This window comes from Mycobacterium sp. ITM-2016-00318 (assembly GCF_002968285.2).
Classification (GTDB): Bacteria; Actinomycetota; Actinomycetes; order Mycobacteriales; family Mycobacteriaceae; genus Mycobacterium.
Genome location: NZ_CP134400.1, coordinates 376,966 through 392,358, shown reverse-complemented (window position 1 = coordinate 392,358; position 15,393 = coordinate 376,966). Strand labels below are relative to the sequence as shown.

Here is a 15,393-nt window from a genome sequence, read left to right as displayed (position 1 = left end):
GCTCAGGGCCGCGAACTCATCGCGCGCGCCGTCCCTAGAGCAACAGGAAGCGAGGACCAGCCTCGCAGCACCCTGGTGTCACGGCGGCTGCCGCTGCCTGCAAGTCGCGCGTCGGGGAAACGCTCGAAGAACGTGCGAAGCCCGACCTCACCTTCGGCGCGCGCCAGTGCCGCACCGAGACAGAAGTGCCTGCCGCCGGAGAAGGACAGATGCCTGCCCGCGTTGTCGCGTTCGATGTCGAAGCGGTGCGGGTCGGCGAAGACACGCGGATCGCGGTTCGCGCCCGCCACGTGGATGACGACCGTTTCGCCCCGCAGTACCCGGGTTCCTGCCAGCTCGACGTCCTTCGCTGCGACGCGCGCTGTCATCTGCACCGGCGAGTCGAGCCGCAGGATCTCTTCGACGGCGTTCGGCCACAGGTCCTGGCGGGCGGCGAGCGTTTCGAGGTGCTCCGGCGCATCGAGCAGCATCCGAATTCCGTTGCCGAGCAGATTGACCGTGGTTTCGAAGCCCGCGGCCAGAACGAGGCCCGCGAGCGCCTGCAACTCCTCGGCATTCAGTCGTGGGCCTTCGTCGGACGCCTTGATGATCTGGCTCATCAGATCGTCACCCGGATTGCGGCGCAGTTCCCGCAGATGATCCGCGAGCCAGTTGTTGAAGCCGACGATGCCTTCGTGCACCTGCTGGAACTGCCGCCACGAAACTCCGATGTCGAGGCTCGGCGCGCCCATTTCTCCGAAATGCAGTATGCGAGAGCGGTCTTCGTCGGGCACGCCGAGGACGTCACCGATGATGGTCACGGGAAGCTGTGAACAGTAGCTGTCGACGACGTCGACGACATCGTCGTCGTCATGGTCGAGCTCGAGTCGGTCGAGCAGTGCGTTCGCGGCCCCTTCGACCCTCTCACGCAGCGTCGCGACGGCTCTCGGGGTGAACACCGACGACACCAGCTTGCGGTACTTGGTGTGGTCGGGCGGCTCGACCGACAGCAGCGACGGCGGCCGCAGCGGGTGCAGCAGCCCTGGGTCGGTCTTCCGCGCCACCCATGCCAGCGGCTTCGGCAGGTTTCCGCCTTGCTCTGTGACGCTGAAATCGTCCGACCTCAGCAGCTCGTGCGCGACGCCGTGGTCGAAGGTCATCAGGACCGCCCGGCAGCGGATCACCGGACCGCGTCCTCGGACTTCGTCGGCGAAGGCCGCGGGGTCCTCCCGTACCGCGGGGTCGGCGATGAGCCGAGCTTGCGGATCGCCGCTGCGAAGACCGAGCTTGGAGAGGCTGCGGATGACACCGTGCAGGGCCACCCACCGGATTCGTTGCCTCATACCGCCGAGCTTACGACCGCCGATGTTGTTGTACAAGCGTCAAACAGTGGCGGTTCTGCCCAGCGCGTAGACCCGCCAGCCTGCGTCTCTCCACATCGACGCATCCAGGCAATTACGGCCGTCCACAATGACTTTGGCGCGCACGGTGCCTGCCAGCTCTTCGGGGTCGAGCTGGACGAACTCGCGCCACTCGGTGAGCACCAGCACCGCGTCGGCCCATTCGCATGCCTCGACCGCGCGTCGAGTAGTTCAGCGTGGGGAAGAGCCGCCGGCTGTTCTCCATGGCTTTGGGGTCGTAGACGTTGACGGTCGCCCCGTTGAGCTGCAGCAGGCCCGCCACGTTCAGTGCGGGTGAGTCCCGAACGTCGTCGGACTCGGGTTTGAACGCCGCTCCGAGCACCGCGACGTTGGCGCCGAGCAGCGACCCACACGCCTTGGTCGCGAGTTCGACCATCTTGGCGCGGCGGCGCATGTTGATGCTGTCGACCTCGCGCAGGAATGTCAGCGCGTGGTTGGCGCCCAACTCGCCCGCTCGCGCCATGAACGCGCGGATGTCCTTGGGCAGGCAACCACCGCCGAAGCCGAGACCGGCGTTGAGGAACCGGCGGCCGATGCGCTGGTCGTAACCGAGTGCGTCGGCGAGCAGTGTGACGTCGGCGTCGACGGCCTCACACACTTCCGAGATCGCGTTGATGAACGAGATCTTCGTTGCGAGAAAGGCGTTCGCCGATACCTTGACCAGCTCGGCCGTCTGCAGATCGGTCAGCAGAAAAGGCACACCCTCTCCGAGCAGGGGTGCGTACAGCTCGCGGACGGCGCCCTCGGCGCGCACCGAGTCGGCTTGCACCCCCAGCACGATCCGGTCCGGATGCAGCGTGTCGTGGACGGCGAAACCTTCACGGAGAAACTCCGGATTCCAGGCGATTTCGACGTCAATGCCTGCGGCGGCGAGACCACGCGATCGCGCGGAGAGTTCGGCTGCGGTGCCGACGGGCACCGTCGACTTGCCCACGATCACCGCGGACCGGCGCAGCCGCGGCACCAGGGTGTCGATGACGGCGTGCACATGCCGCAGATCAGCGCCGTACTCGCCCTTCTTCTGCGGCGTGCCGACGCCGAGGAAGTGCACGTCGGCGAATTCCGCTGCGGCGGCATAGTCCGTCGTGAAATTGAGTCGTCCAGCGGCGATGTTGTCGCACAACATTTTTCGCAAGCCGGGCTCGTAGAACGGAATGTCACCGCCCGCCAGTTTCGCCACCTTGCCCGGATCTATGTCAACGCCGAGAACCTCGTGACCGAGTTCGGCCATGCCTGCGGCGTGTGTCGCCCCTAGATAGCCGGTACCAAACACGGTGCATCGCATACTGCCGGTATAGGTGGCCGCGATGAGCTAACCGCTAACCGACACCAAGCGGGAGGCCAACGGCAGGTGTCCGGCTAGTGCCGGCGGGCGTCACCTGCTGCAGAAGATGAGGAAGCAGCCTCCGCCAGATCCTCCTCGGGAGCCGGAGCCACGGCCGTAATCACCGGAACCCGAACCGGGGTAGCCGCCCGAACGCGACTCCGAGCCGGGGTAACCACTCGAACCCGAGCCCGGGTAACCACTCGAACCCGAGCCGGGGTAACCACCCGAACCTGAGCCGGGGTACTGCGGGTACTGGGGGTACTGCGGCGACTGCTGCTGGGGCTGCCACGGCGGCACCCACACCGGCGGCTTCGGGGGGATGTAGACCGGCGGCCGCGGCGGGTAATACGCCGGCGGGTTGTAGACGGGTGGCGATAGCACCGGCGGGATTACCGGTGGCGCGGCGGGCACCGGGATCGGCGCGGCAGGCACGGGTGCGGGCGGCGGTGCCACGGGTGCGGGTGCCGGTACCGCCGCGGGTGCGGGAGCGGGCTGCTGCACGAAGACCGTCCTCGGTGCTTGCGCAGGCTCCTGGGCAGCGACGGGCACGGGTGCCTTGATGGTCTCCGGCGGCGGCGGCGCTGCCGGCGGCGGCGCTGCCGGCGCTGGAGCGGGTTTCGGAGCGACAGGGGCCAACTCGGGCACGGGCGCGGGCGCAGCCTGGCTCGGGATGACCGGTGTCTCACCGGGGCTCGGTCGCTGGTCGACCGTGGGCCGGATGCTGACGGCGAGCGAAATCACAAGCGCGACAACGCCCACCACGAAGATCGACGTCAGCGCGCTACCGACCAGCAGGAACGGCTTGCGGGACTCGTCCTCGTAGGACGGCTCGGCTTCGGCCTCCGGCAGCTCGTCGGAGTAGGCCAGCTCATCGGAGTAGGCCTCCGATGCGCTGACGGGAGCGAGCTGGGTGGCCACGCCCGCCATCTGGGTGACCGCACCTGCCGCCAGCTCGGGGTATGCGTCGGCCGCGGTGGTGCCGTCGTAATCCTGCGAATAGGCGAGGCCCGCGGTGGACGCCTCCATCTCGGGCGCGTGGGCGGACGCAAGCGCGGCGCCACGGGCGAGGGCCAGCTCCGGCTCGTCGGGAGCGCTGACAGGCAACGCGACGAAATTCTCCACGTGCGCCTTGACGGCCGCGGCGTCGACACCCGACCCGACGATGAACAGGCCCTGCGGAGGCGAGTCGGTGAGCTCGACGGACTGGGCCATCTCGGTGAACACGGCCATCGCGTCCGCGTCGTGCAGATCGCGTGTGTAGACCTTGACGACCGACCCGTCCTCGGTCTTGACGACCGACAGCGTCGCGACGTCCTTCTCGATGAACAGCAGCGCGGTGGTGTCATAGCCGATGGCGCGGCCGACCGCCTGGGCGAGTGACGCGGCGGCATGCGTCGCCGAGACGAGCATCACGTCCTCGATACCGCGCGCGGCAAGAATGTCGCGCAGGGCGGCCGCGTCGGAATGGTTCATCCACGTCACACCGATCGACGCCAGATGATGTCCGCTTGCGGCGGCGCTCTCCTTCGTTCCGAGCACTGCCGCGGCAACTTGCTCGGCCGCACCGGACGTTGCTGAGCCGTCGGTTGTGTTGATGTCGAAGGCATCGTGGTCGACGGTCACGCCGTCGGCCTCATCGCCCTCTACCAGCACCATGCGGACCGTCGTAGGTGTCATCGACACACCTAATACGATGTCCACTGACCCTCCAAAAGTGTTTGCTATATCGTATGAGCCGCCGATGCGCATTCGACCGACGCGAGCCGACGACTAGTTACTTCATCGCCTCTACCAGGGCGGGCGTTACAGCCGACCGCATTTGCTGAAGGCGGTGAAGTCCTGGCCGGATCACGACGGCACGGACACCCACCGAAGCCGATAGGTAAACCCTACTCGCGTGAGGGGAAACACGAACCCCCCGCTTCTACTTCCCGGCTCGAAAGCGGCTCTGCTCTACATCGATTTGATGAAGTTCTGGTATGACCTCGACGGCGTCGGTCCGCGCTGCCCCTGATACTTTGACCCCGCTTTTGCGCTGCCGTAGGGGCTCTCGGCCGGGCTCGTCAGCCGGAGCAGGCAGAGCTGACCGATCTTCATGCCGGGCCACAGCGTGATCGGCAGATTCGCGACGTTGGACAGTTCGAGGGTGATATGCCCACTGAAGCCGGGGTCGATGAAGCCGGCGGTCGAATGCGTCAGCAGGCCGAGCCGTCCGAGCGACGATTTGCCCTCGAGACGACCCGCGAGATCGACAGGAAGTGAGCACCGCTCCAGTGTGGACCCGAGCACGAACTCCCCGGGGTGCAGGACGAACGGCTCGCCCTCTTTGGGTTCGACGAGGGTGGTCAGATCGTCCTGGCGGATGGCGGGGTCGATGTGGGTATACCGGGTGTTGTTGAAGACCCGGAACAGGTTGTCGAGCCGGACATCCACGCTCGACGGCTGCACCAGGCTCTCGTCGTACGGGTCGATGCCAAGACGTCCGGCGGCGACCTCGCCACGGATGTCGCGATCTGAGAGCAGCACCCGACGAGCGTAGCCGCTGAGGTGTTAGCCTTCTGGGTCACCGGCGTCAGCCGGGCGTGCCGATGTAGTTCAATGGCAGAACATCAGCTTCCCAAGCTGAACACGCGGGTTCGATTCCCGTCATCGGCTCCACGTTGAGCAGTGCGAACGCTGTTCGAACTGTGCGATAAGCAGGCTCCGCTGTCACGAGATGTCACAACCGATCCAAGGTCGCCCCAGCGGCTTTCAGCGCATCGTCCTGGGAGCGCGCATACAGCTTCAGTGTCAGCGAAGCGTCCTTATGGCCGATCCATGCGGCGATCACCGCCACCGGCACTCCCTGCAGATGCATCAACGTCGCGCAGGTGTGGCGAGCCGCGTGCAGCTTGATGTGCCGGATGCCGGCGGCTTTCACTGCGTCGCGCCAGTACCGGGACAACACCGCCGGCGCGTAGGGCTCGCCGATCTCATTACTAACGACGTACTCCCAAGTCTCGCCAGTTCCGACTGCAAGCCGTTCGGCTGCCTGCCGCACCTTCGCCGCCCGCAGTACGGACACGAGCCTGTCGGGCAAAGGCAGTGTGCGGCGAGACGCGGCAGACTTCGGGTCATTCTCAACCGCGCGGGCGCCGGCCATCACACGATTGTTGACGATCGCAAGGCTCTTCGCCTCGAGGTCGACGGCAGCCCACCGGAGGCCTGCGGTCTCGCCACGGCGCAGGCCCGACAGGGCCAGGTCCCATGCATGGCCGAGACGATCATCGGCGATCGCCTTCAGGAACTCTCGGACCTCGGCCTCGGTATAGGTGCACAGTTCCCGGTGTGGTGTCGCGACGCGGTTGACTAGCTCGGCGACATTGCGGCACACGAGTCCCTGCGCCTCGGCGTCAGCGAAGACCGCGGCGCCGTCGGTGAGCCCAAATGAATGACTGCCGTGGGGCGAGCAGTGAGCGCGACCGGCGACTGCGCGCAGAACTGGCCAGAGAACTGGGGTGGTTTCCCGCGGACTTAGACGCCGAATCTGTTGCCCGACACCGCGCCCACGCCGCTCGTCACCAGTCCGACATTGAGCCAGCACGCAAGTGGGCTCATCTGACGGAAGAGCGCCGCGCCGGGATGTCGAAGCTGTCGGACGTGCCTCGATTCAGGACCTCTACGAGTAGGAGCTGAGTAGAAACTGCCTGCCGACAGCGAGCTATCGAGTCTGCAGGCGGCGGTTCCACCAGCCAGGGTTTCGTCGGGCCTGCACCCTCAAACGCCGGAACTCGATCTTCTGGATTTGCAGGAGCACAGGCACAGACACCACGGGGATAAGGGCGCCGCGCACAGCGGCGCGGCGGCCGTTTTCGAGGAGTCCGGCCACGGCGGCGACCCCTGAGAAATGGAGGATGGCGTTGTACGGCGCCAACACTCTGCCGCGCAGACCTTCGCATTCAGTTAGCAGCGGCACGCTGTTTATCCAGCGTTTCGGCCAGTAAATGAAGTGCGCCAACACCGCGGTGAGAAACATGCCGTTCATGACACCGATCACGGTGTTGTACCGCTCGTCGACACGATTCGCAATACGCCAGGCCGCTATCGTCCCGGCGGCCCACCCGGTCGCGGCGGGGACAGGCCCAGCCAACGAGGCGAACGGCATCGCCACCCCGGACCCAAGCTCGTAAAAAACGTGCGCACCCATCGACGCGACACCCAGCCGGGTCCAGAATCGTGTGCCCAGGCGGCGACGAGTCAGCATCGCGCCGCCCGATGTCTCGTCATAGGCGCCCTGCGGTCCGACCTCAGGTGCCACGACATGAAACGCTTCGCTAGTTCGAAGCGGATATGGCGAGTTCATGAACACTCCACGTTGTAATTCGGCCAAGCCTTTTGCCGGTCAACGCCTGTACTTCGGCCTTGTTTTAGCGCGTGGAGCTGTCCCGAACGCGCGAGAGCAAGCGCCGAGAGGATCTGATTTGGCATTCGGCCCTCGTATGTCGTCTCTTTGAGGATACCGATGCGACGTGACCTCAGCGGTCGTATTGTCGGCCAGAGCCTTTGCAATCTCGCCCGATTCCGGCGCGGTACTACCTAGTGGCGATGTAGTCGCGAGCGGCCACGCGACCGCAAGGACCGCAAACTGCCGAACTGTGGCGAGGGCTCGAATAGCAGCGGGCGAAGGTTGGGTTTCAGAATCCGTCCCCGCAGCGAGCTGACTCCGGGAACTTATTCAGCTGCGGCTGCTGGCCGGGGTGAGGCGGGCCATGCCGCGGAGGAGCCACGGTGTGCGTTTGGCCATCACCGCCATGGCGCGGTCCGTTCGGAGCATCGCGGTGCGAGGGCCGGGGGTGGGCGTTGAGGCGAGTTTCGCCTCGGCCGATCCCGCCTGCGCACCGTCACGATCGACCGCCAACAGCTGCCAGGTGCCGGGCACCCCGCGCAACTCGACGCTGCCGCGATCGTCGAAGCCCGTGCCCGAGCCGACAACCAGGTCCCGGATCGTGCGGTCGACAAGGATTTCGCCCGCCCCGGCCTGGCCGAGGATCCGCGCCGCGATGTGTACGGCGATCCCCCCGATGTCGGTGCCCAGCAGTTCGCACTCCCCGGTGTGGATGCCGGCGCGGACCTCGATGCCCAGTCTCTCGGCGTGGTCGCGTAAGGCCTCGGCGCAGCGGATGGCCTGCGTCGGGCCGTCGAACGTGATCAGGTGGCCGTCGCCGGTGCTCTTGACCACCGTGCCTCCGAAGCGTTCCGTGAGGTCGGCGGTGATCTCATCAAAGCGGTGGAGCACCGCACGCCACCGCTCGTCGCCCGTCGCCGCGGCGTGTTGCGTCGAGGCGACAATGTCGGTGAACAACACGGTGCGCAGGGCGCGATGCGACTGTGAGGGCGCGGCATGGCTGCCGGTGAGGAAGTCCTCGATCCCGCTCGTGATCCCGTCGGGATCGGTGAACCAGGGCGCATGGTCCGCGCCGTTGACTTCGAGCAACCGCGCGCCGGGGATGTGGTCGGCGAGGTACCGGCCGCCCTGCACCGGAATCGGGTCCTCGCGGGCATGGATGACCAGGGTTGGCGCAGTGATCGTCGACAGGATCGGCCGCACGTCAATCCGGAACATCGCTTCGATTGTCACGCGCGCCATCCCCGGGCTCGCGCTCATGCGCTCCAACATTCCGAGCTGGCGTTTCGATCGGACCGACGGCACGAGGCCGCTGAGTGTCTCACCGCTGCCCCACGCCGAGCGGGCGGCGCGGGCGAGCTTCTGGACGTGGGCGATCTGCTGCGTCGACGGCGTGTAGTCCTCACCAAGCTCGGATAGGATGCGCGCCCGTAGCTCGGCCGGGTCGCAATCGATGTCGTTCCACCCGGCGTAGCCCTGGAACGCGAACGTGCCGGTAAGGATCAACGCCCGCGTTCGTTCCGGTCGTTTTGCCGCGAAGACGATGGCGGCCGGGCCGCCCTCGCTCACACCGAAGATGACGGCTTTTCCGAAGCCGGCGGCGTTCATGACGGCCTCGATCTCGGCCGCTCGATCATCGAGCGTGCGAACTTGCGGGACGGGGTCCGACAGGCCGACCCCGGCTTTATCGAACAAAAGGACGCGACAGAACGTCGAGAGTCGCTCGAAGAAAGCTTCAAATTCGGGGATGGTCCATAACAGCTCGACGTGACTGACGAAAGACCCGGCGAAGACGAGGTCGACGGGTCCGTCGCCGAACACTTGATACGCCAGACTCAGGTCGCCGCAGGATGCGTACGACGTTTCCGGCACGGCATTGACCATACGGATCCCGGACGCTGCGAATACCGACTTTGGCGCAGGTGACGACGCTATCGCCTGTCGCACTGTCGCACTGTTGCATTTGACGGCGGAGGCCGACAATCTGGCACGTGTCGAGGGTGATCCCGTCCGGGACTCCGAAAAGGCAAGTGGGTGACCGAAGCGCCACCCGGTGCCCCAACGGACACCCCCATCCGCGCCAACCAAGTCCTCATCGCGCGCGTCGCCTGCCTCGCTCATATCGGCGGCGGACACACCCCGTGGCATTGCCGACCTGCGACTCGGTGGCGGACGGGCCGCCATTGCCCAGAAGGCTGCATGCCCGAAATGCCACATGGTGTACGCGGGGCGAATGTCTCTGATGGATCGTCGACTCAGCCCTCCGCGTCTCAAATAGACGACATACAGGGTCTCAGAGCTCCGTGTCGGAGGTGGCACGGCGATACGACAGACATGGTTGACCAGCAGTGAAACGATACTGACGTGGACCCCAGCGGGGATGGTGGCGGTGGACTGACCGCGACGGGGGCGGTCTGTGGTTCCTGCGGCGCGCAGTCAAGCCCGACCGGCAAGTTCTGCGGCGAGTGCGGTACGCGACTGACGCAGGCCACCCAGTCGGCTGAGTATAAGCAGGTCACCGTGCTGTTCGCCGATGTGGTGCGGTCGATGGCGATCGCGGCCGCGCTGGACATTGAGCGGTTGCGCGAAATCGTGACCGATCTGGTGGAGCGGTCGGCGGCGGTGGTGCGACGTTACGACGGGAGCGTGGAGTTCACCGGCGACGGGGTGATGGCGGTCTTCGGCGCCCCGGTGGCGTTGGAAGATCACGCTTTCCGGGGGTGCCTGGCCGCGCTGGCTATCCAGGAGGAGGCGAAGGGGCTTGCCGTCGAAGTCCAAGACCGCGACGGTGTGGCGCTGCGGGTGCGGGTGGGACTCAACTCCGGTCAGGTGATCACCGGTGAGATCGGTTCGGGATCCTTGGGTTATGGCGCGATCGGTGAGCAGGTCGGGATGGCGCAGCGGATGGAATCGGTGGCCGCGCCGGGTTCGGTGATGCTGTCGGAGTCGACCGCGCGGCTGGTTGAGCACACCGTGATGCTGGGTGAACCGGAGCAGATGCGCATCAAGGGGGCTGAGGAACCGGTGCTCGCGCGTCGACTGCTGGCGATCAGCCCGCGCGACGGCCGGGGCGGACGCACCGAGGCTAGTCTGGTCGGCCGGCGCTGGGAGATGGCGGCCCTTGATGCCCTTGCGGACCGCACAATCAATGCCCGCGGTGGCGTGGTCAATGTCGTCGGACCACCGGGCATCGGCAAAAGCCGGGTGGCCAGGGAGGCAGCGGGGTTGGCGGCCGCTCGCGGGCTCGAGGTGTTTTGGGCCTTCTGCGAATCCCACGCCCGTGACATCCCGTTTCATGCGGTGAGGCGGCTGCTGCGCGCGGTGAACGGGATCGAAGACCTGGACGGCCCGCCCGCCCGCGCCCGGGTCCGGGACCAGTTCCCGGATGCCGACGCGCAGGATCTGCTGCTGCTTGATGATCTGTTGGGCATCGCCGACCCCGAGGTGGCGCTGCCCCAGATTGACCCGGATGCGCGGCGGCGCCGGTTGACCGCGCTGATCAATACCGCGTCGCTGGCGCGCACCGAACCGGCGCTGTTCATCGTCGAGGATGCGCACTGGGTCGATGCGGTCAGCGAGTCGATGCTGGCCGACTTCCTTACCGTCATTCCGCGCATCCCGGCGATGGTGCTGATCACCTCGCGCCCCGAATATGAGGGGGCGCTGATGCGAGTGCATGGCGCGCAGACGATCGCGCTTGCCCCACTAGCCGATTGGGACAGCACGGCGCTGATCGGTGAGCTGCTGGGGTCGGATCCCTCGGTCGGCGAGCTGGCGGCGATCATCGCCGAGCGGGCCGCCGGGAACCCGTTCTTCGCCGAGGAGATGGTGCGCGAGTTGGCCCAGCGCGGGGTGCTGTCCGGTGAGCGCGGCGGTTACGTGTGTCGTGTGGATGTGGCCGAGGTGAGCGTGCCGGCCACGGTGCAAGCGGCCATCGAGGCGCGCATCGACCGGCTGAACAGCGGAGCCAAGCGCACGGTGAACGCGGCGTCGGTGATCGGCGCCCGCTTCGGCGCGGTGCTGCTGGCCGCGCTGGGCATCGAACCGGCCTTCGATGACTTGGTCAAGGCCGAACTGATCGACCAGGTCCGCTTCACACCATCGGCTGAGTATGCGTTCCGCCATCCGTTGATCCGCGCGGTGGCCTACGAATCGCAGCTGAGATCCGATCGCGCCCAGTGGCACCGGCGCCTGGCCGCCGCGATCCAAGAGCGTGAGGCCGGCTCGCTGGAGGAGAACGCGGCGCTGATCGCCGAACACCTCGAAGCAGTTGGCGAGCTGCGCGCGGCCTATGGCTGGCACATGCGCGCCGCCGCGTGGTCCGCCAACCGCGACCACATCGCCGCCCGGCTCAGCTGGGAGCGGGCACGCCGCATCGCCGACGCGCTGCCTGTCGACGACCCCGACCAATTGTCGATGCGCATCGCCCCCCGCAGCATGCTGTGTGCCACCGACTGGCAAGACCGAGCAATTCACGAAACCCGGGGCCGCTTCGCGGAGCTGCGGGAGTTGTGCAACGCGGCCGGCGACAAGGTCTCGCTGGCAATCGGCATGACCGGACTGGCAGCCGACCTCCTCTACGCTTCGCGACCGCGTGAGGGGTCACAGCTGGCGGCCGAACAGATGACGCTGCTCGAGTCGATCGGCGATCCCACGCTGAGCGTCGGGCTGGCGTTGATAGCGTTCGTAAACTGGGCGGATACCGGCGAATGCGGCGAGATCTTGCGGTGGTCGCAGACCGTCATCGACCTGGCCGCCGGCGATCCATCCAAGGGTGCCGGCTTCGGTTTTGGATCACCGCTGGCGATTGCGTTGACGTGGCGCGGCTTTGCTCGGTGGTGGCTGGGCCGTCCCGGATGGCGCCAAGACCTCCACGACGCCCTCGCGATGGCCCGAAACAGCAATCCGGCAACCCTCGCCGGTGTCGCCCTCTGGGGCCACGGTTTCGCAGCACACAACGGGGTGCTTCGGGCGGATGACACCACCGTGCGCATCCTCGAGGAGGCGGTGCAGACCGCGGAAGTGGCCAGCAACGATGTCGCAATGAGCGTGACGAAGTACGGGTTGGCTGGCGCGCTGCTGTATCGCGACGAGGCCGACCGCCACCGCGGGCTGGAGCTGATGGTGCAGGCCCGCGATATCTGGCTGCGCCAAAAGATTTGTCTTCAGATGGTCCCGAACACCGAGTTGTGGATCGCGCGGGAGGAGGCCAGGCGCGGCGACCGCGATGCTGCCATTGCGGTGATGCGGAAAGCCGTCGACGGTATGCACCAGACAGGACGGCTCGCGCACGCAGTTTGGGGCACCCCCCTTCTGGTGGAGGCGCTGCTGGAGCGTGGCACCCAGGGTGACCTGGCCGAAGCCCAAGAGGCGATCGACCGTTTGGCGACCCTGCCGGCCGACGAAGGTTCGGCGATCGTCGACATCACGCAGCTGCGGCTGCGCGCACTGCTCGCTCTTGCCTGCGGCGACGATGATGCCTACCGGGACTTGGTGAGTCGCTACCGCGCGATGGCCACAGAGCTTGGCTTCGAAGGCCACATGAAGTGGGCCGAGGCCATGCCATGACGGCGGCTGCTCCTTCGGGGGTGGTGACGTTTCTGTTCACCGATGTCGAGGGTTCGACCCGTCGGTGGGAGACCGACGCGGATGGCATGCGGGCGGCGTTGGCCGCCCATGACGAGGTGTTGCGCTCGGCGATCGAGGCGCACGGCGGCTTCTTGTTCAGCCACAGCGGCGATGGCGTGGCGGCCGCGTTTGCGTCGCCGAGGTCCGCCGTCGACGCCGCGATCGCTGCACAGCAGGGGCTGGAGTTGCCGGTGCGGATGGGCATTGGGACCGGCGAGGCCGAGTTGCGAGATGGCGACTACTTCGGGACGGTGCTGAATCGCGCTGCGCGGGTGATGGCAGCCGGGCATGGCGGTCAGATCCTGGTCGCCGACTCGACAGCGGTTCTGCTCAGCGGTGTTGATCTTCTCGATCTGGGACCGCGACGATTGCGTGATGTGTCAGCGCCGGTGGGGGTGTTCCAGGTCCGAGCACCCGGACTGCAGACACACTTCCCCTCATTGCAGGCACTGGATACCAGTCCCGGAAACCTGCGGCCTGCCGCCAGCACCTTGATCGGACGTGAGTCCGAACTCGACGGGGTGCATGCGGCGGTCAATGCTCATCGGCTGGTGACCTTGACTGGGGTCGGCGGGGTCGGCAAGACCCGCCTAGCCACCGAAGTCGCCGCGCAACTGGCCGATAATTTCCCCGACGGGGTGTGGATTTTCGCGTTGGCTGCGGTGACTGATCCGGCGGCGGTGCCCGACGCGGTTGCGGCGGTGCTGGGCATCACTCGGCAGCCGGGGAAGAGCGTGAGCGAGAGCGTGGCCGCGGCCCTGGAGGGCCGAGTCCGCTTGCTGGTGTTCGACAACTGCGAGCACGTGCGCGACGCTGCGGCGGATCTGGTCGAGGTGATTCTCGCGCAGTCGGCGACGGTGCGGGTTTTGGCGACCAGCCGCGAAGGATTAGGGGTGGCCGACGAGCAGTTGTGGCTGGTGCCCTCGCTGGATGTGCATGCTGGCATCGACTCCGCGGCGGTGACCCTGTTTGTCGAACGCGCCCGCAGTGTTGCCTCGCGCTTCTCGCTGGCCACGGCTGATGAAGCCGCCGCGGTGGTGGAGATCTGCCAACGCCTCGACGGCATTCCGTTGGCCATCGAACTGGCGGCCTCGCGAATGGCGTCGATGACCGCCAGCGAGGTGCGTGACCGTCTCGATCACCGGTTCCGGCTGTTGGTCGGCTCCCGGCGCGGGCTGGAACGTCACCAAACGCTGCGCCACGCAGTGGCATGGTCCTACGACCACCTCGACGACGCCGAGAAGGCGCTACTGGAGCGGTGTTCGGTGTTCGCCGGCGGATTCGACCTCCAAAGTGCCTGTGCAGTAGGCGGATTCGATGCTAACGACGACTACGCCGTGCTCGATCTGCTAGACGCCCTAGTGCGCAAGTCCTTGCTCGTTGCCGACAGATCTTCGGGGCAGACCCGGTTTTCGATTCTGGAAACGATCCGCCAATTCGCCGAGGAGCAACTCGTCGCGAGCGGTGCGGCGGAAGAGGTTCGTGCCGCGCACGCCCGCTACTTCGCCGAGCGCGAAGCAGACATCATTGCCGTGTGGGACAGCCCGCGACAGCGCGAGGCCTACACGTGGTTGACAGCCGAACTGGCCAATCTGCGAACAGCGTTTCGGTGGGCCGCCGACCACGGCAATCTCGACGTGGCCGCCACCATCGCTACCTACGCGGCGTTCCTCGGCGTCTGCGTCGAAAATTACGAGCCCGTCGCGTGGGCCGAAGAATTGATCGAAACCGCCTGCGCTGTCGATCACCGCCGGCTCGTCTTCCTGTATGCGATGGCTACGCAATGCTGGTTCGTGGGACGAATCGAGGAGGCGGTCCGGTACACCGAGGCCGGACAGGCGGCGATGCTCACAGACCGTGGTGAACTGCCATTCGGCTTCGAAGGCCTGCTCGGTAATCCGTACATAGCCATCGGTCAACCTGATCGGTCAGTCGATTGGTGCCGTGCCCTGCTCGCACGCACCCGCGATGCGCACATAAACATCACGGCGTTTCTCGTCATGGCATTGACGACCGCGGGTCGCGATGACGAAGCATTGGGCGCCGCGTACGGGCTAATCGAGGCTGCCGAGGCCACACACAACCCGCAAGCGCTCTCGTTGGCGCTGATGGCCTACGGCTTTGCCTGGCGCAACGCGGACCCCGACCGCGCTTTGAAGGTGATGCAACGGGGGCTGGCGGTTGCCCACGACAGCGGCAACCGCTTTAACGAAAGCCACTTGACGGCCAATCTGGCCCAGCTTGAAGTGGAACGTGGCGATCCGCTCTCAGCGCTCGACCACATCGGTCTGGCGATCCGCCACATGCACGAATCGGGCAACATGGTGACTATCCGTTCGCCCTTGACAAACCTTGCAATCTTTCTTGACCGAGGCGGACGCTTCGAACCAGCGGCCACTGTAGCGGGTTTTGCATTCAGTCCCTTGACCGCCGCGACGTTTCCCAATATCAACAACGCGATCACGCACCTCCGCGATGTCCTCGGCAACCAAACCTACGAATCGCTCGCTCGTAAAGGCGAAACGATGACCACCGCCGAGATCGTCGCGTACGCATACCACCAAATCGACCAAGCGCGAGCACAACTGGACGCCGTCTCGAAGTAATTCTTGATCACCTGATTACCTTGGCGGTAGGCGAGCAGTTTGGCCAGG

General features: G+C 66.2%; 8 protein-coding genes, 1 tRNA gene and 1 pseudogene. 3 read left to right on the top strand and 7 right to left on the bottom strand.

Going from position 1 to position 15,393, the window contains the following annotated elements; translation table 11 throughout:
• Positions 1-2 precede the first annotated feature (2 nt).
• From C6A82_RS01825 to dcd, 4 genes and pseudogenes are all read right to left on the bottom strand, one after another.
• On the bottom strand, positions 3-1,322 hold the full coding sequence (locus C6A82_RS01825) for a cytochrome P450 (protein WP_105347202.1): 1,320 nt from the start codon (positions 1,320-1,322) through the stop codon (positions 3-5).
• Between the two features lie 39 nt (positions 1,323-1,361).
• Positions 1,362-2,685, bottom strand: a pseudogene (locus C6A82_RS01820) (UDP-glucose dehydrogenase family protein).
• A 90-nt stretch (positions 2,686-2,775) separates the two neighbouring features.
• Positions 2,776-4,428: a hypothetical protein gene (locus C6A82_RS01815; RefSeq protein ID WP_105347189.1), complete on the bottom strand. Its 1,653-nt coding sequence runs from the start codon at positions 4,426-4,428 to the stop codon at positions 2,776-2,778.
• A 252-nt stretch (positions 4,429-4,680) separates the two neighbouring features.
• Positions 4,681-5,253, bottom strand: coding sequence for a dCTP deaminase (gene dcd, locus C6A82_RS01810; protein ID WP_105347187.1), 573 nt, complete (start codon positions 5,251-5,253; stop codon positions 4,681-4,683).
• 58 nt (positions 5,254-5,311) lie between these two features.
• Between dcd and C6A82_RS01805 the strand changes: the two genes are divergently transcribed.
• Positions 5,312-5,385, top strand: a tRNA-Gly gene (locus tag C6A82_RS01805).
• Positions 5,386-5,446: 61 nt separating this feature from the next.
• Here C6A82_RS01805 and C6A82_RS01800 read toward each other — a convergent pair.
• The 3 genes from C6A82_RS01800 to C6A82_RS01790 form a co-directional block, all read right to left on the bottom strand.
• Positions 5,447-6,100 (bottom strand): site-specific integrase, encoded by a 654-nt coding sequence (locus tag C6A82_RS01800; protein ID WP_233217060.1) that lies wholly within the window; start codon positions 6,098-6,100, stop codon positions 5,447-5,449.
• A 327-nt stretch (positions 6,101-6,427) separates the two neighbouring features.
• On the bottom strand, positions 6,428-7,024 hold the full coding sequence (locus tag C6A82_RS01795) for a hypothetical protein (protein ID WP_142406016.1): 597 nt from the start codon (positions 7,022-7,024) through the stop codon (positions 6,428-6,430).
• 417 nt (positions 7,025-7,441) lie between these two features.
• On the bottom strand, positions 7,442-8,983 hold the full coding sequence (locus tag C6A82_RS01790; protein ID WP_105347201.1) for an adenylate/guanylate cyclase domain-containing protein: 1,542 nt from the start codon (positions 8,981-8,983) through the stop codon (positions 7,442-7,444).
• 522 nt (positions 8,984-9,505) lie between these two features.
• Here C6A82_RS01790 and C6A82_RS01785 point away from each other — a divergent pair.
• Positions 9,506-12,679: an adenylate/guanylate cyclase domain-containing protein gene (locus tag C6A82_RS01785; RefSeq protein ID WP_105347199.1), complete on the top strand. Its 3,174-nt coding sequence runs from the start codon at positions 9,506-9,508 to the stop codon at positions 12,677-12,679.
• The gene (locus C6A82_RS01780; protein WP_105347182.1) at positions 12,676-15,345 is read left to right on the top strand and encodes an NB-ARC domain-containing protein; all 2,670 of its coding nucleotides are present in this window, start codon (positions 12,676-12,678) and stop codon (positions 15,343-15,345) included. Before C6A82_RS01785 ends, C6A82_RS01780 begins: the two co-directional genes overlap by 4 nt.
• Positions 15,346-15,393: the final 48 nt, after the last annotated feature.